The following is a 16579-nucleotide window of genomic DNA, read 5'->3' as shown; positions in this document are numbered from 1 at the left end:
CGCGCCGCCGTGTCCCCGACAGTCACCGCTGTCACGTCTCCGACGTGCGGAACGCACAGGTAACTTCGGCCGGCGGGCGCTCAGGGAGGTGGCAGGGCTCGCCGTGCGGTCAGCCCTTCGGGGCGGTGAGTGCGGAGAGCTCCCCGAGGACGCGGGCCGCCGGTGCCGGGTCGACGAGCCACTTCAGGTGGCTGCCGTCGAGGGTGCGGACGTCGTACGGGTTGTCCGGAGTCAGCGCGTCGCCCTCGCGGATCAGCCGGTCCTGCATGGCGAGGGGCATGCTCGCGTCGTCGGCGAGACGCACGAAGGTCTTCGGGACGCGGCCCCAGGTCGCCGCCTGCGCCCGGTCGGCGGAGGTGCCGACGTCGAGGTTCTCGTCCGGCTGGAAGGTGTTGAGGAAGGTCAGGAACTCCTCCTCCGTGCCGTCGGAGAGGAAGGCGGCCTGGAACGCCGCGAGGGCGTCACGGTCGGCGGTGCGGAAGTTGACGCGCAGCAGACCGAGTTCGGCCGGGTTCCCGGCCATCGCCAGGCCCAGGGAGGCGGCGTCGACGGTGGCCATCTCCGGTTCGGCGTAGTAGTCGTTGACGTCCAGGTCGACCGGGCACCAGGCGGAAACGTAGACGATGCGGTCGATGAGGTCCGGGCGCGCGTTGGCCGCGGCGGTGGCCGTGACACCGCCGCGGCTGTGCGCGACGAGGATCACCGGCCCGTTCTCCTTGGCCCGTTCCAGGACGCCGACGAGATGCGCGGCGTTGTCGGCGAGCGTGACACCCTTGATGGAGCCCGGCGTGGTGGCGAGACCTTCGGGGTCCTGCGGCGCCTGATAGGCACCCGAGTAGGTCGCCGCGAAACCGTGACCGGGGAGGTCGACGGCGACCGAGCGGTGCCCGAGTAGGCCGAGTTCGGCCTGGAGCGGTGCGAAGGAGAAGGAGTTCGCGAAGGCTCCGTGCACCAGTACGAACGTCGGCTGCATAGGTCTGCTCACTCTCTGGCCCGTGGGCGGCGAACAGCTGCCCGATACGCCACGGAGCGTACGTAGTCGAAGATCACCGGTGCAACCGGTCAGCTCCGGGCCGCCCAGGGGAGGGGGCGGCCCGGAGCCCGTGTCACTGCGGGGAGTGGGTGGTCAGAACTGGAGCGACCAGGCGTTGACGTACCCCGTGTCGTTGACCCAGTTGTCGCTCACACGCAGCTTCCACGTGCCGTCGGCCGTCTCGGCGGAGGCATTCACGCCGTAGGTGGCCTGCACGTTGTCCGAACTGTCGTTGCTGTCGTAGTCCTTGAGTCGATACGTGGTGCCGTCGGGAGCGACCAGCTCCACCCGCAGGTCGCCGCGGAAGGTGTGCCGGATGTCGACCTTGACCGAGAGGTCGGCCGGGGCGTTGCCGTCGACGTCGGTGACCGGCAGGGGGGACTCGACGGTGGCGTTGTCACGGATGGTGTGGTCGTCCGCGTTCTCGAACAGCGGGCCGGTGGGCGGCTCAGTGGTGCCGCCGGTGTGGAGCAGCTTGTTGGGCGAGCCGGACCGGGCGTCGCTGATCCGGTCGGACGTGGCGTCGGCGATCATCCGGTCGCGTACCTGGGCCGGGGACCACGTCGGGTTGGCCGACAGCAGCAGTGCGGCCGCGCCCGCCGCGTGCGGTGCGGCCATCGACGTACCGCTCATCGACTGGGAGGCCGTGTCGCCCGCGTTGGACGTGGACACGATGGCGTTGCCCGGAGCGAAGAGGTCCAGGCAGGAGCCGTAGTTGGAGCCCTGGCCGTTGGACCAGCCGGTCGAGCGGGCGTCGTTGGCGGACGTGGCCCCGACCGTGATCGCCGACGGCGTCGAGGACGGGGAGTACTGGCAGGAGTCGGCGTTGTTGTTGCCGGCGGCGACGACCCAGGTGACGCCGGAGGCTATGGAGGCGGCGACCGCGTCGTTGACGGACTGGGTCCGGCCGCCTCCGATGCTCATGTTGGCCACGGCGGGCTCGGCCGCGTTCTTGGTGACCCAGTCGATGCCGGCGAGGACCGGCCCCCAGGTGCTGCCGGACGTGCCCTGGCAGTTCAGCACCCGGACACCGACCAGCTCGACCCCCTTGGCGACACCGTGCGAGGCGCCGCCGACGGTGCCGGCGACATGCGTGCCGTGGCCCTGGCAGTCGGAGGCGTCGCGGTCGTTGTCGATGAAGTCGTAGCCGCTGACCGCACGGCCGCCGAAGTCGCGGTGGCTCATGCGGATACCGGTGTCCACGATGTACGCCGTGACGTTCGAGGCCTTGGTGGAGTACGTGTAGCGCGAGTCCACCGGCCGGTCGCGCTGGTCGATGCGGTCCAGCCCCCACGACGGCGGGTTGGTCTGCGTGTCGACCGCGTACGCGACGCCGTCGGCCTCCACGCGGGCCACGGACGGATCGGCGGCCAGCTCCTTCGCCTCCGCCTCGCTCATCTTGACCGCGAAGCCGCGCAGGGCGGCCGTGTAGGTGTAACGCAGGCTGCCCGCGTGCCGCTTGGCCAGCGCCTTCGCGGAGGCCGGCACGTCGGCCCGGGCGACCGAGTCCTCGAAGGTGACGATGTAGGAACCGTCGACCGCGCCCGGACGGTCCGCGCCGACGATGCGTCCCTCGCCGTCGCCGGGCGGTACGGGGGCGGCCCCGGCGGTCGTGGCGGCCCCGAAGAGCAGGGCGGCACTGGCGCCGACGGCGAGCACGCGCCGGACGACGCGAGCGTCGAACTCCATGGTTTCTCCCTTGAGAGCGGTCCGGAAACGGCTCGGATCCGGACGACGGCACCCGGCGCGGCGTGAGCCGCCCAGGACATGGCGAGTGCATGACAAAGTCACCATCGGTGTCCTGGGCGGTCCACGAGCGGTGGGGCAGGGGGGTGGGCGGTGCCGCGCGGAGTGGGGCGCCGGGCGACACCGCGTCTGATGGAACGGGCGGCCGTCGCGGCGGCCGACCGCTCAGAGCTTCGGGCGTCCGACCGCACCCCGGCAATCCGTAGCCCTACCCAAAGAACGGCGACGACGGGTCGGCCCGCGTACGGGACCGGGCCGGGCGGACGGCGTCACCATTGCCTGGGTGGTGGACACCTATTGCACCGGAGTCCGCCCACCGGTAGACCACCTGCGCACGAGCGTGGTGGGCGGCGCCGAGGAGGCACCTGTGGAGAAACGTTTCCCCGAACGCGGGGCAGGTGACGGCGCCGGTCTCCGAGGGACGGCCTGCGCGGACGTGGGTACCGCCGTCGGGTTCGTCGGGCGCGCCGCCGAGGTGGCCCGGGTCCGTGCGGCGCTCCGCCGGCCACCGTGTGTCGTGGTCGTGCGCGGCGAGGCCGGTGCGGGCGCGTCCCGGCTGGTGGACGAGGCGCTGGCCGACGACCAGTTCCCGGACTGCGCGCACCTGCGCGGTGTCTGCCCCGACGTGTCGGAGGACACCGCCCTCACCCCGATCGCCGACGCCCTGGCCGGGCTGCCGTACCGCGCGGACGGGGCGGAAACGCCCCTGCCCCCGCTGACCGGGGTGGTGGCCACACTGGTGCCCGAGCTGGCGGACCGGCTCCCGAAGCCGCCCGAGGCGGCCGCCGATCCGGAGGTGTGGCGCGGGCTGCTGCCGCGCGCGGTCCGCTTGCTGCTGGCGGCCCACGGCCCCGTGGTCATGGTCGTGGAGGACGTCCACTGGGCCGACCCGGCGACCCGGGACCTGCTGCACCGGCTGCTGGCGGACCTGCCGACCCGGCTACGACTGGTCCTCACCGAGCGCCGGGCCCCGGGGCTGCCGGCCCTCGGCATCCGCGTACCGGACCACGTGCTCGTCGAGGAGGTCGAGGTGCGGCCGTGGACGCCCGAGGAGACGGGCGAGTTCGTCCGGCGCCGACTGGGGGAGCGGGCGACGGAGCCGGGGGCCGCGGCGGCGGTGCACGCACGGACGGGCGGCTTCCCGGCCGCGGCGGAGGCCCTGCTGCGAGCCCTGTGCCAAGGCGACACCACGGGAGCCGCCGAGGGCGTCGCACCGGCCGAGAGCGTCGCACCGGCCGAGGGCATCGTGCGGGCGGTGCGCGCCGCCCGGGTGCCGGCGCGACTGAGGCGCGATCTGGCGCAGCGGCGCGGCCCGCTCACCGACGACGCGCAACGGGTCGTCGAGGCGGCGGCGGTGCTGAACCTGCCCGTCACCGTGTACGTCCTGGCCGAGGTGGCCGACCTGGAACCCGGGCGGACCGAGCGTGCCGTCGCCCAGGCGGTACGGCGGTCGGTGCTCCGCGCCGACGGACCGCACCCGGGGTTCCGGCACCCGCTGGACCGTCAAGCCGTGCTGGACGACATGCCGGGGCCGAGACTGGCGTGGCTGAGTCTGCGGGCCGCACGGGCACTGCGGCGCTGCGGCACACCGCCGCCGCTTGCGGAACTGGCCCGGCTCTACCGGGCGGCGGGCCGCACGAAGGAGGGCCTGCGCTGCCTCGTCGCGGCCGCGGACCGGGCCGCGGCCGAGGGCGACTACACCGCCGCGACCACCCTCTACACCCAGGCGGTCGCCGAGGAACCGAGAGCCGGGGGCCGTATCCGCACCGCCGCGAAGCTGGCCCGTACCGCGCAACTGGCCAGAGCAGGGGAGCAGGTGGTGAACGCGGTGCGGCGGGTGCTGGACGAGGACGCGCCGCCGCCCCGGCTGAGCGGGGAGATGCGCCTCCACCTCGCCGTGGTCCTGCGCAACCAGAGCGGGGGCGCACTCGACAGCCTCGACGAGGTCGCCCGCGCCATCCCCGACCTGGAGGTCTCGGACCCGCAGACCGCGGTACGGGCGATGCTGGTCGCCGCCATTCCGTCCATCCAGGGCTGGCCGGTGCGACGGCACGTGGCCTGGCTGGAACGGGCGGAGGCGGTAGCCGGGCGGGTCACGGACCCGGTGGCCAGGGCTGCGATGGCCGCGAACCGCGCCACCGCGCTGATGCTGCTCGGGGACCACCGGGCGTGGGCGGCGGCCGACGCGCTGCGCGGCCCCGCCGGGTCGGTCATGGAGGCGGCGCAGTACGCCCGGGGCTGGACCAACCTGGCGCACGCCTCGATGGCCCTGGGGCACGCCGACAAGGCGAGGGAGTTCCTCTTCCGCGCGGCGGCCGGACTCGCCGACACCAGCAGCCCGTACCTGGAGGGGCTCACGCAGACCGGGCGCCTGGTGCTGGCCTGGCACGAGGGCCGGTGGGAGCGCCTGCACCAGGACGCCGACCACACCACACGGCTGTACCAGGAGATACCCGACCTGACCGCGGAGGCGATGCTGGTGCGCGGGCTGACCGCCCTGCACGTGCTGGGTGACGTCCCCCGTGCCCGCCGCGACCTCGCGGAGGCCGCCCGTACGACCCGCTACGACACCGGCGTCATCGTCACCGCGTCCGCCGCGGCCATCGCCCGCGTCCACCTGGAGGCCGGCCGGCCCGGGCAGGCGTGCGACGCCGTCGAAGGCGCCCTGCGGCACCTGGAGCGGACCGGCGGCTGGGTATGGGCCACCGAGGTCGTCCCCACGGCCGTCGAGGCCCTGTGCGGCAGCGGCCAGACCGCGCGGGCTCACCGGATCGTCGCGGACTTCGACGCGGGCACCGCCGAACGTGACGCGCCGGCCGCCCGCGTGGCGCTCACGGTGTGCCGGGCACTGCTGGCCGAGGAGGAGCGGGAGCACGACCGGGCGGCCCTCCTGCTGGCCGAGGCGGAAGCGGAGTGGCGCCGCCTCGGCCGCCCCTTCGACGCGGCTCGGACCGCCGAGGCCAGAGGGCGGTGCCTGCTGCCTGACCCGGAGGCGGCGGAACAGGACGCGTCCGAGCGGCGACAGGCAGCCGTGGGCACGATCCACGAGGTGATTGAGCAGTACCAGAAGCTCGGCGCGCGCTGGGACGTCGCCCGATGCCACCGGCTGCTGCGCCGCCACGACATCGTCACCACACACCGCCGCGGACGTCTCGGCTACGGCGACCAACTCTCCCCGCGCGAACAGGAGGTGGCCCGGCTCGTCGTCCAGGGTCGAGCCAACCGCGACATCGCCGAGAGCCTGGTGCTGTCCACCCGGACCGTGGAGCACCACGTGGCGCGCATCATGCGCAAGCTCAACGTCGGCTCCCGTACGGACATCGCCGTGGCCGGTGACGGCGACGGCATCGCGGGGCAGTGACGGAGGCTCGGCGGTACCCGCTCGTCAGGTACCGGGGACGGGCGTTGTCACGGTGCGGACCGCAGCGGCGGGGCCTGCCACGTCATGCCCGGCGGTTGGAGCAGGGGCGAGGGCTCGGTGCCGGGGTCCTCGGTGTCGACGACTCCGGCGGCCGAGTGGTCGAAGCCGGCGGGCCAGCGGGTGCGCTCGCTGGCCAGGGCACCGGTCAGGCGTGCTCCGGCGAGGTCGGCGGTGCTCAGGTCGGTGCCGCGCAGGTCGGTCAAGCGGAGGTCGGCGCGGTGGAAGACGGCGCCGCGTGCGTCGGCCTTGCGCAGGTTGGTCTCGCGCAGGTCGGTCTCGGTGAAGTCGGCGTCGCGCAGGTCGGTTTCGACCATCTTCGCGCCCCGCAGGTCGGTCAGGACGCAACGGACCCGCCGGAGAATCGCCGTCGTGAGATCGGCGTGCCGCAGATTGACCGAGACCAGGGATGCCTGGGTCAGATTGGCGTGGTACAGGCCCGCCGCCTCCATGCAGGCGCGGTCGAAGTTGACCTCGGGGAACCACAGGCCGTCGCAGTCGGCCCGGCGCAGGTCGGTGAAGCTGAGATTGACCCAGGACTCCTCCCGGTGCCGGCACAGACTGCCGAGCCCGGTCAGCGCCACCTGGGCGTCGGCGACGCGGGTCTCCGGCGGTGCCATGTCGTTGATGGCCACGTCCGCGGCCGGCGATCCGGCTCCGGCGGGCGGCCAGGGCAGATGAGTACGCAGGTACGCGGCCTGGATCGAGATGATGGCGTCCCGGTCGCGCGCGGACTGCTCGGCGATCCGCCGCAGGGCGTGCAACCCGCCGATGCGTACATCCAGCTTGTCACCGCCGAGTTGGTCGACCGCCCGGCTGAACCGATCGGTGACGTAGCCCTCCTGAGTGGCGCGCAGGGTTTCCTGACTCACCCGCACCTGGCGCCACGTGGCGTACGCGCCGAAGAGCACGACGAGACCGGCGAGTACCTGCAGAAGTGTCGTACGGACATCGTTCACCGCCTTCAGCCGATCCTGAGCGGTGACGCCGGCCCCGGCGAGATCGTGCTCGACCACCACAGTCGGCAGAACGACGAACACCACCCCCAGTACGGCCATCCCTGCCGCCCCGGCCAGCACGGCCGCGACCCCACGCCGCCCGACCGGCCGACGCCACCGAGCACTCCGACCGTGATCCGGTCCCCCCGTCTCCATGGCCTGGAGCCTAGGTATTTCGCAAGGAGTGATCAAGCCGTCACGGCTTCCCCCGGCCCGCCGCCCGGCCGTCGAGGGAGATGTCCAGCTGTTCGGCCACCGTGGTGAGGGCGGCTCCCAGCGGGAGCGCCACCCGGGTGAGGGCGTGCCGGTCGCCCCGTGTCGGGTCCCGGTTGACGATCAGCACCGGCTTTCCGTCCTGGGCCGCCTGGCGGACGAACCGGAGTCCGGACATCACCGTCAGCGAGGAGCCCAGTACCAGCAGTGAGGCCGACTCGCGGACCAGCGTGCGGCAGTGCTCGACCCGCCGCGGCGGAACGGCTTCGCCGAAGAACACCACGTCCGGTTTGAGGATGCCGCCGCAGACGGTGCAGGGCAGCACACGGAAGTCCCCGACCTGTTCGTCGGTGAGGTCGGCGTCACCGTCCGGGTTGATTCCCGCGGCCACCGGCGCGAAGCCCGGATTGGCATCCTCCAGCCTCCGGGCGAGTCCACGGCGCGGACTGAAGGCGCCGCAGGACAGGCAGACGACCCGGTCCAGGCTTCCGTGGAGTTCCACGACGCCCTCGCTGCCGGCTGCCTGGTGCAGGCCGTCGACGTTCTGGGTGATCACACCTTTGAGCAGGCCGTGCCGTGCGAACGCGGCGACGGCCCGGTGCCCGGCGTTGGGCCGGGCGCGGCCGAAGGTGCGCCAGCCGAGGTGGCTGCGCGCCCAGTACCGGCGTCGAGCCCGGGGATCGGCGGTGAAGTCCTGGTAGGTCATCGGAACGTGCCGGCTCAGGCTCCCGCCCTCGCCCCGGTAGTCGGGGATGCCCGACTCGGTGGAGATGCCCGCCCCGGTGAGCACCAGCACGCTGCCGGTGCGCAGCGCATCGGCGACCGGCTCCGGATCGGTGGTGCCCGGCGGCAGGTCCTCGGCAGGGGTCCAGCTCAGAGTGGGGCGCATGCGCATGCCGCCAGGGTACGGAACGGGCTGCCCACGGTCCGGGGGAGTGGCCGCGCACCGCGGGCCGACGGCGCCTGTCGCGGCGTACGAGCGCGGCGCACCCTGCTCGCTCGGACGGACCGGACCATGTTCACGGCAGAGGCGTGCCACCGGTCGCGTTCAGGATCTCCGCTGTGATGTACCCGGCCTCCTGCGAGGCGAGATAGACGTACGCCGGTGCCAGCTCGGCCGGTTGCGCGGGCCGGCCCAGGGGACTCTGCTTGCCGAACTCGGCGGTGTCCGGCAGCGTCGCCGGGATCAGCGGAGTCCACACCGGCCCCGGGGCCACCGCGTTCACCCGGATGCCGCGCTCCGCGACCATCTGGGCGAGCCCTTGGGTGAAGGTCACGATCGCGCCCTTGGTCGTCGCGTAGTCCAGCAGGTGCGGGCTGGGCTTGTACGCCTGGACCGAGGTGGTGTTGATGACGCTGCCGCCCTCGGGAATGTGCGGCAGGGCGAACTTCGTCAGCCAGAACATGCCGTAGAGGTTCGTCCGCAGGACCCGGTCGAACTGCTCCGTCGTGATCGCCTCGATGCCGTCCGGCTGGGCCATCTGGTAGGCCGCGTTGTTCACCAGGACGTCGATCCCGCCGAACTCGGCCACGGCCCGGTCGATCAACGACCGGCAGTTCTCCTCCTCACGGATGTCGCAGGAGACGGCGACGGCCTTCCGCCCGGCGTCCTCCACCAGGCGGGAGGTCTCCCGCGCCTCGTCCTGTTCCTGTGCGAGGTGGGTGAACAGCACATCGGCACCCTCGCGCGCGAAGGCCAGAGCCACCGCTCGGCCGATGCCGGAGTCACCGCCCGTGATGACGGTCCTGCGACCCACCAGACGGCCCGACCCGCGGTAGGACTCCTCACCGTGGTCGGGCGGCGGGTCCATCGGCCCGGTCCAGCCGGGGTGCGGCTGGTCCTGCGAGGCGAAGTCGGGGCGGGGATACTGCTCGGTTGGATCCTGCTGAGCGTGCTGGTCGTCCGCCACGTCGGTCTCCTGTGTCTCGCGGTGCGCGGTCAGCGACCGTGTTCCCTGGCCGGTTCGTCCGAAAAGCCTCTCCACCCCGGAGCGACGCGTCCGCCGACCGGCGCTGCCGGGACCGCTGCCGCCGGGACCGGGCCTACCGCATGAGCCTGTGCGCGGCGACGACGGTGCCACGGGCTCACCGTCTCCGACGTGGGGCACGGACGCGAGCGTCCGGCAGCAGCCGTCGACGGACTCCGCCCGGGTGGCGAGCCTGCCCGGACCTGCGTCCGTCCGCGTGGCCTGCCAGGTCCGCGGCGAACTCGTGGAGTACGACGGCTACAGCAACGACGCCTGGTCGTGGCTGCCCGACCACGGCGGTCACATCTCCGACACCCTCATCGGCGTCAATGACGCCCGGCTCCCTGGAGTGCCCACATGCTGACCCCTTCCACCCGGCGCGGGAGCTCGGCCGCGCGCCGCAGAACGCGGTCCTCGCGCGCACTGAGCGGCACGGTCTGCCTGCTCGCCCTCGCCCTCACCGGGACGGCACTGGCCACGGCCCCGGCCGCCGGTGCCGCCTCCTCGTCCACGTCGGAATCCTGGCGCCCGGACCTGTCCCCGACCGGCGCCGACGACGTCAACGTCGAGTACGACGCGGGCGCGCTGCGGGTGCGGGACGCCTCCATCAGCCCTGCCTCCCTGGGCCGGGACGGTGGCTACGCCTCCGCCGTGCTGGAGGCGCACCGCGTGGACCGGCCGGTGAACCGGGTCGCCGTGGACCTCGACGCGACGGTGCCCGAGGCGGCGAGCGTCGAGGTCGACGTGCGGGGCCGGACGGCCGACGGAGCCTGGACCGAGTGGCGTCAGGCGGTGACCGGCACCGCGGTGGAACTGCCGCGCGACGTCGTCGACGTCCAGGCCCGGCTCACCCTGTGGAACGCCGAGGGCGGGGCCACAGCGGTCGTGAGAGCCCTGACGCTGACAGCGGACGACACGGGAAGCGCCCCCGTCGGACCCGCGCCGAAGGCGGCCTCCGCCTTCTCGGCCCGGGTCTACGCCACCCGCGAGGGCCTGGTCGGGCACACCACGGCCAACGGCCACGTCATCCGCGAGAACGACCACTTCGTGGCGCTCCCCTCGCGAAGGGCCCTGTCGCCCAAGGGCAGCGGCCAGTACTCGGTGCAGGTGTGCGGGCCGGTCCGCTGCGAGACGGCACCGGTGTGGGACGTCGGTCCGTGGAACACGCACGACGACCACTGGAACCCCTCCGCGCAGCGCGAGCAGTGGAAGGACCTGCCACGGGGCCTGCCCCAGGCGCAGGCGGCCTACGAGAGCGGCTACAACGGCGGCCGGGACGAGTTCGGCCGAAAGGTCGCCAATCCGGCCGGCATCGACCTGGCCGACGGAACCTTCTACAACGTCGGCCTCGACGACAACGGCTGGGTGACCGTCACCTATCTCTGGACCGACGCCGACGGCACCACGTCGTTCCCGACGTGGGGCACCGACGTGAGCGTCCGGCAGCAGGCGACGACCACCTCCACCCGCGTGGCCATCCTGTCCGGCCCCACGACCGTGCGGGTGAGGTGCCAGGTCCACGGGCAGCTCGTGACCTACGACGGCTACAGCGGCGACGGGTGGTCGTACCTGCCCGACTACGGCGGTTACGTCTCCAACATCTTCATCGGCGACGCCGAAACCTGGCTCCCGGGCGTGCCCACCTGCTGAGCCCAGACGCAGCGGCCGGGGCTCGGGGCAGGGGGCCGGGAGCCCTGCCCCGCCGCCGGCTTCAGATCCGTCTCCAGCACAATGACCGGATGGCCTCCACTTCCAGCACCCGCACCGACGTCGGCGATCCGGTACGGATCCGTCTGGCGGCTACGGTGGCCGCCTTGCTGATCGTCGGTGCCGGAACGGGGCTCAGGGCCGTGGCGACGGGAGGCGTGGTCAAGTACGGCGGGGACGCCCTCTACACCCTTCTGATGTGCGCTCTCGTCATCCTGGTGGCGCCGCGTGTGACGCCACTGAGGGCCGCCGCAGTCGCCCTGGCTGTCAGTTGGGGTGTCGAGCTCTTGCAGCTCAGTGACCTGCCGGCCGATCTCTCCCGGCGGAGCACGGCTGCCCGCCTGGTCCTCGGTTCGACCTTCAACGCACCGGACCTCTTCTGGTACGCGGTCGGCGCGGCGGTCGGCTGGCTCGCCGTACGCCGGATGCGGGGCTGATCGCGGCGGGAGCGACGCGGGCTTGACATGCCGACTCGCCGGGTGGTGAGGCCGGGCAGTCGTGCGGTGTGCTGGTGGTGCTGCTGGCCGTGGCCGCGGTGATCTCCCTGGTGCCACAGGTACGGCGCTACGCGGCCACGACCGACGAGGGAGGCCGTGGCCTGTTCCTCGTGGCCCAGCCGGCCGACCGCTGGGGAACCCGCTGCACCGAGACCGGAAAGGTCATCTGGTCGGAGCAGGCGCTCTCGCCTCTGCCGCGTGCGCAACTGTCGCTCGCGCCACCGACGTGAGCCGGGCCGACGTGAGCCGGCCGCGCGGTGGCCGGCCCGGGCGCGTCCGGGTCGGCCACCGCCTCGTGAGTCGCTACGACAGCGGCTCGATCCAGATATCGCGGTACCGCACCTTGTTGCCGTGGTCCTGAAGGCGGAGCGCACCCGCCGTCGGCGCCTCCTGAGCGCCCCCTGCGGTCGCGCCGACGAGCGCCACGTCCTTGTGGACGGTCACGCCGTTCCACACCACCGTGACGCGCGCGTCCTGCGTCTTGGCGCCCTGGTCGTCGAAGCGCGCCGCGCGGAAGGTGATGTCGTACGTCTGCCAGGTGCCCGGCGGGCGGGCCGCGTTGGCGTCGGCTGCCTTCTGCTGGTAGATCGCGGCGGCCTCGTTGTCCGCCGGCGTGGTGTCACCGAACGAGTCCAGGATCTGGATCTCGTAGCGGTCCTGAAGGTAGATGCCGCTGTTGGCCCGGTTCTGGCCGGTGACGTCCGGGGGCAGCTCGGGCAGCCAGAACCCGGCGTGGAGCTTGAAGTCACCGAACGCCTGCTTCGTGCGCAGGTCGCCGCAGCAGACCTCCATCCCGCCGTCCGTCAGCGGCCACTGCGCGGTGCGGCCGTCCGTCTGCTGCCAGGCCGCGCGGTCGGCGCCGTCGAACAGGACGATGCGCTCACCCTCGGGATGCACACTGATCATGTCGAGGTTGACGTGCCCGGTGTCGCCCTCGTCCACCCGGTAGGTGATGGTGTTGGCGCCCTTGCGCAGCTTCAGCGACTCGGTCCGCGTGGACCAGTCGTCCCAGCCGCCCGTACTGAGCAGGCTCGACTGCTTCACCTTCCGGCCGTCCACGTACACGCTCACCGTCTTGGTGCCGGTGAAGGGGTTCGGCCCGTTCGCGTACCGCAGGGCCACGTCGTAGGTGCCCTTCCTGTCCACGTCGACCGTGAACGAGGTGGCCGCGCCCTGGGTGCCGTAGCCGTCCACGAAGCCGCTGCCGGAGTAGCCCGTGTGGTCGGTGTTGACGCCGGCACCGCCGGAGCGCTTCGCCTCCTCCGCCTCGTACGCCGTCGTCGGGGGCTGCTTGCCGGGCATGGCGTTGAGCGTGTACCAGGCCTCGGTGCTCCACAGCGTCTCACCCTCGGCCGAGCTGAACGGACGCGGTGAGCGGACGTGCACCACACGGTCGGGCTTGAGGCCGGCGATCCGCAGCGTGACCTTCTTCCGGTCCTCGGACAGCCGCGCGGAGGTCACGGCGAGGGTCTCCTCGTCGACCTTGGGACCGCCGTACGCCGGTGTCGGCACGTAGCGCCACTGCTCGACCCGGTAGCTCTCGGCGAGCTTGTCCGCCGTCTCCTGGGACAGCGGCTGGGTGTACTCCAGCTCGAAACCGCCCCGCTTCGCGCGCATGGCCCGGATGTCGAACGCCTTGCCGCCGTTAGGGGTGAGCTTCTGCAGACCGTGGGTCAGCTTGCCCTCCTGGCCCCAGTTGCCCCCGGCGCCCAGGCCGCCCGCGTAGATCGCGCCGTCCGGGCCCTGCGTGATGCGGTTGACGCCCGCTTCGAGGCCCTGCGTGTGGCGGAAGACCGCGCCCTGGTCCTTGCCCTTCACCTTCTCCAGGAAGGCGCGCTGCAGTCCGCCGTAGGTCACGTCGCCGAACAGCATCTGGCCGGCGTACGGGCCCTTCTTGAGCAGGATCGGGGTGCTGGGGGAGTTGGCGATCTCGTTCTGCGGCAGCCACAGCACGGGTTCGGTCACCGGCTGGTCGTCGAACGGGCCGGCCGGGTTGGTGTAGTGGTTGAAGAAGCGGTCGGGCTTGATGCGGACCAGCTTCGAGGCCGGGAGTCAGCCGCCCTGGTTGTCGGCGACGAAGAGGTCGCCGCCGGGGCCCCAGCCGATGCCGTTCGGGGTGCGCAGGCCTCCGGCAAGGTAGGTCACCTTGCCGGTCTTCCTGTTCACCTTGATCGTGGTGCCCCGGTTCGGCGCCGGCTGCGGGTCCGTCGTCGCGCCCCCGTAGTTGATCGCGACGGAGAGGTTGAGGTAGAAGTGCCCGTCGCGGTAGAGCAGGCCGAAGGCGAACTCGTGGAAGTTGCCCCCGTACGGCCAGGTCGCCACGGTGCGCCGCTCGTCGGTGACATCGTCGCCGTCGGTGTCGCGCAGTTCGGTGAGTTCGTGCTTCTGCGACACGTACAGGGCCCCGTCGAGGGCCTTGATGCCCATGGGCTCCTTGAGGCCGCTCGCGACCTTCTTCGCCGTCACCTTGTCGGGGCCGGTCGCGCCGGTGACGTTGTCGAGGAGGTACACCTCGCCCTCGGTCTTGTCGGTGCCGCCCCACGTGGTGATGGCCATGCGGCCGTCCGGGAGCCAGTCCATGCCGGTGACCTGGGGCTCGAAGCCGTCGGGCCGCAGGTCCGTCAGCGTGTAGTCGGGGTGCACGCCGTCCAGCGGCAGTCCGTCGCCGGGGGTGTCGGTGCCGCTCTCGCACTGCTTGCGGCCGGGGGCCGTGACCCGTACGACGTCGGCGTCGGTGCTCAGGGCGGAGTTCGGCACGAGGGAGAAGTCCGCCGCGCCGGGCGGCTTCCACTCCAGCGTCACCTGCTGGTCGTTCGTGCGGTCGAAGTGATCGACGCGCAGGGCGTGGTGACCGGCCGTCAGTGTCGCCGTGCCGTCCTTGGGCTCGGCCGCGTGGAGGCCGTCGTGATCGATGACCGTCCGGTCGTCGATGGTCAGGCGCGAGCCGTCGTCGCTGGTCAGCCGGAAGGCGTAGGCCCCGTCCTCGGGGACCTCGATGTTCGCGATCACCTGCGAGACGAAGTTGTCACCGATGCCGAAGTCCTCGGCCGTGGAGAAGTCGATGACGGGCATCAACTTGTCGACGTTCGGGGTCTGTCCGGGCTTGAGCACGCAGATCTCGTCCATCGGCTGTCCGATGTCGAAGACGCGCAGTGTGACGCCGGGTTCCTGCGGCGGCAGGTCGTCGGCGGTGTCGGCGGCGCCGGCGGGCGCCGAGGTGAAGCAGCCGAACAGGAACGAGACGGCGACCAGACCGGCCAGCCGTCCGCGGTTTCTGGAGCGGGACCGTGAACTCATGCATCCTCCCCGGGGGTGACGCGTGGTGTGCGCGAGATGCCTGAAGACGACCGGGCGTCGGATACCATAGGAGCCTTTTGCTCGCCGAGTCCATAAGTTTGTCATCAGTGAGTACAAACTCTGTTCGGCAACGAGTGAAGAACGCCGGTCCCGGGCTGGGTTTCCCCTTCCACCAACATATCGGCCGCGCGGCGGGCCTCAGCGACCGGGCAGGCTCGAACCGCGGACGACCAGCTCGGGCTGGAGCACGACGTGCTCGTGACGGTGCTCGTCCGCCCGGTCACCGGCTTCCTGGAGAAGCAGGTCGGCGGCCATGGCGCCCATGGCGCGTGCGGGCTGTCGGACCGAGGTCAGCGGTACGGTCGCCGCGGCGGCGAACTCGATGTCGTCGTACCCGACGATGGCCAGGTCGTCGGGGACCTTGACCCCGGCCGTGTACATGAACTGGAGCACCCCGAGGGCCAGCAGGTCGTTGGCGCAGAAGACGGCGGTGGGCCGCTCGGCCAGACCCAGCAGTCTGGCACCCGCGTCACGTCCGGCGGCCACGTCGAGGCGTTCGGTGGGGATCTCCCGCAACGCCGTGGGGGGCAGGCCTGCCTGGGCGACGGCCTCCAGCGCCCCGGTCCGGCGGTCCTGCACCTGCCTCAGATGCGGCGGTCCGCTGACGTAGGCGATGGAGTTGTGCCCGGCGCCCGTGAGGTGACGGATCGCCAGAGCGCCGCCGGTGACGTCGTCGACCGAGACGGAGCAGCCCTCCGCGTCGTCGGCCACCCGGTCCACCAGAACGTAGGGAATTCCGTGCCGGCGGAAGTCGCCCAGGCTGCGCCCACTCGGGTCGGCAGGGGTGACCAGCACCCCGCGGACCCGCTGCTCGGCGAAGAGTTCGAGGTACTCGGCCTCCTTCCGCACACTCTGCGCGCTGTTGCACAGGGTGACGGCCAGTCCCGCGTCCCGTGCCGTGCGTTCGGCTCCCTGGGCCAGGTCGACGAAGAACGGATTGCCCATGTCGAGGACGAGCAGCGCCATGACACGGCTGCGGCCCGCCCGCAGTTGCCGGGCGGACTCACTGCGCACGTAACCCAGCCGCGCGATCACCTGCTCCACATGACGTCGCGTCCGCTGCGAGACCCGGCCGGGCTGGTTGAGCACGTTGGAAACCGTGCCCACGGAGACGCCGGCCTCCCGCGCCACGTCCTTGATGCCGACCGTCGGCGTGGAGTGCGTCATGTGTGTCTCCTGCTGCTCTGTCCCCGCCCATCGAGCCGGTCCGGGGAAGCGTTCGTCCTACGAAGCCGGAACTCCGGTTCACGCCAGGTGGAAGACCTCGGTGAGGGGACGCATGGCGGCGTCGGGGGCCTGCCCGTCCAGGGCTTCGAAGAACTGCGCCATCTCGGCCTGCCAACGCGCGTTCACCTCGGTCGCGTCCATGGCAGCCCGGGCCGCCTCGAAGTCGTCGGTCTCGAGATAGCCGACGAGTAGGCCGTCCTCCCGCAGGAAGAGGGAGTAGTTGCGCCAGCCGGCTTCGGAGAGCGCGGCGAGCATGTCGGCCCACACGTCCCTGTGGCGCTCGCGGTATTCGGCGACCGTCCCGGAGCGGACCTTGAGAAGAAAGCAGACGCGTTGCATCGGATCACCCTGCTGCCGAGAGTGGGGGCCCCAGGACGGCAGGGACCCCCAAACGTTTTTGTGGATCAGAAGGCGTA

Annotated in this window: 11 protein-coding genes and 2 pseudogenes; 5 read left to right on the top strand and 8 right to left on the bottom strand. The window is 72.1% G+C overall.

Annotation, left to right across the window (positions count from 1 at the left end; genetic code table 11):
- Positions 1–109: 109 nt before the first annotated feature.
- Positions 110–973, bottom strand: coding sequence for an alpha/beta hydrolase (locus tag ACFCZF_RS24560; RefSeq protein ID WP_376673483.1), 864 nt, complete (start codon positions 971–973; stop codon positions 110–112).
- A gap of 153 nt (positions 974–1126) precedes the next feature.
- Positions 1127–2722, bottom strand: a complete 1596-nt coding sequence (locus ACFCZF_RS24555; RefSeq protein WP_376673482.1) for a S8 family peptidase — start codon at positions 2720–2722, stop codon at positions 1127–1129.
- 424 nt (positions 2723–3146) lie between these two features.
- On the opposite strand from ACFCZF_RS24555, the gene ACFCZF_RS24550 reads away from it, so the two are divergent.
- Positions 3147–6140, top strand: coding sequence for a LuxR C-terminal-related transcriptional regulator (locus ACFCZF_RS24550; RefSeq protein ID WP_376673481.1), 2994 nt, complete (start codon positions 3147–3149; stop codon positions 6138–6140).
- A 47-nt stretch (positions 6141–6187) separates the two neighbouring features.
- On the opposite strand, the gene ACFCZF_RS24545 is transcribed toward ACFCZF_RS24550, so the two are convergent.
- The 3 genes from ACFCZF_RS24545 to ACFCZF_RS24535 form a co-directional block, all read right to left on the bottom strand.
- Positions 6188–7255, bottom strand: coding sequence for a pentapeptide repeat-containing protein (locus ACFCZF_RS24545; protein WP_376673480.1), 1068 nt, complete (start codon positions 7253–7255; stop codon positions 6188–6190).
- Positions 7256–7391: 136 nt separating this feature from the next.
- Complete coding sequence (locus ACFCZF_RS24540; protein ID WP_376673479.1) at positions 7392–8303, bottom strand: NAD-dependent protein deacetylase; 912 nt, start codon at positions 8301–8303, stop codon at positions 7392–7394.
- Positions 8304–8427: 124 nt separating this feature from the next.
- A complete protein-coding gene (locus ACFCZF_RS24535) occupies positions 8428–9318 on the bottom strand; it encodes an SDR family oxidoreductase (protein ID WP_376673478.1) in 891 nt (296 codons plus the stop codon).
- 148 nt (positions 9319–9466) lie between these two features.
- On the opposite strand from ACFCZF_RS24535, the gene ACFCZF_RS24530 reads away from it, so the two are divergent.
- The 4 genes and pseudogenes from ACFCZF_RS24530 to ACFCZF_RS24515 form a co-directional block, all read left to right on the top strand.
- Positions 9467–9739: a hypothetical protein gene (locus ACFCZF_RS24530; protein ID WP_376673477.1), complete on the top strand. Its 273-nt coding sequence runs from the start codon at positions 9467–9469 to the stop codon at positions 9737–9739.
- Positions 9733–11025, top strand: coding sequence for a hypothetical protein (locus tag ACFCZF_RS24525; RefSeq protein WP_376673476.1), 1293 nt, complete (start codon positions 9733–9735; stop codon positions 11023–11025). Before ACFCZF_RS24530 ends, ACFCZF_RS24525 begins: the two co-directional genes overlap by 7 nt.
- A gap of 89 nt (positions 11026–11114) precedes the next feature.
- On the top strand, positions 11115–11519 hold the full coding sequence (locus tag ACFCZF_RS24520; RefSeq protein WP_375924545.1) for a DUF2809 domain-containing protein: 405 nt from the start codon (positions 11115–11117) through the stop codon (positions 11517–11519).
- Positions 11520–11644: 125 nt separating this feature from the next.
- Positions 11645–11809, top strand: a pseudogene (locus ACFCZF_RS24515) (ATP-binding protein); the annotation flags it as partial.
- Between the two features lie 73 nt (positions 11810–11882).
- Here the strand turns inward: ACFCZF_RS24515 and ACFCZF_RS24510 are convergent.
- The 3 genes and pseudogenes from ACFCZF_RS24510 to ACFCZF_RS24500 all read right to left on the bottom strand — a co-directional run bounded on the left by ACFCZF_RS24510 (position 11883) and on the right by ACFCZF_RS24500 (position 16502).
- A pseudogene (locus ACFCZF_RS24510) lies at positions 11883–14876 on the bottom strand (family 16 glycoside hydrolase).
- Between the two features lie 198 nt (positions 14877–15074).
- Positions 15075–16103: a LacI family DNA-binding transcriptional regulator gene (locus ACFCZF_RS24505; protein WP_375918274.1), complete on the bottom strand. Its 1029-nt coding sequence runs from the start codon at positions 16101–16103 to the stop codon at positions 15075–15077.
- A gap of 78 nt (positions 16104–16181) precedes the next feature.
- A complete protein-coding gene (locus ACFCZF_RS24500) occupies positions 16182–16502 on the bottom strand; it encodes an L-rhamnose mutarotase (protein WP_376673475.1) in 321 nt (106 codons plus the stop codon).
- Positions 16503–16579: the final 77 nt, after the last annotated feature.

This window comes from Streptomyces sp. NPDC056296, from assembly GCF_042268605.1.
Lineage (GTDB): Bacteria > Actinomycetota > Actinomycetes > Streptomycetales > Streptomycetaceae > Streptomyces.
Note: the sequence above shows the minus strand (reverse complement) of the source record. Positions and strands in the feature narration are given on the sequence as shown.

Excerpts from the sequence above, each read along its gene's own strand:
- ACFCZF_RS24560 (WP_376673483.1), bottom strand. The coding sequence starts at position 973 with ATGCAGCCGACGTTCGTACTGGTGCACGGAGCCTTCGCGAACTCCTTC.
- ACFCZF_RS24555 (WP_376673482.1), bottom strand. The coding sequence starts at position 2,722 with ATGGAGTTCGACGCTCGCGTCGTCCGGCGCGTGCTCGCCGTCGGCGCC.
- ACFCZF_RS24545 (WP_376673480.1), bottom strand. The coding sequence starts at position 7,255 with ATGGCCGTACTGGGGGTGGTGTTCGTCGTTCTGCCGACTGTGGTGGTC.
- ACFCZF_RS24540 (WP_376673479.1), bottom strand. The coding sequence starts at position 8,303 with ATGCGCATGCGCCCCACTCTGAGCTGGACCCCTGCCGAGGACCTGCCG.
- ACFCZF_RS24525 (WP_376673476.1), top strand. The coding sequence starts at position 9,733 with ATGCTGACCCCTTCCACCCGGCGCGGGAGCTCGGCCGCGCGCCGCAGA.
- ACFCZF_RS24520 (WP_375924545.1), top strand. The coding sequence starts at position 11,115 with ATGGCCTCCACTTCCAGCACCCGCACCGACGTCGGCGATCCGGTACGG.
- ACFCZF_RS24505 (WP_375918274.1), bottom strand. The coding sequence starts at position 16,103 with ATGACGCACTCCACGCCGACGGTCGGCATCAAGGACGTGGCGCGGGAG.
- ACFCZF_RS24500 (WP_376673475.1), bottom strand. The coding sequence starts at position 16,502 with ATGCAACGCGTCTGCTTTCTTCTCAAGGTCCGCTCCGGGACGGTCGCC.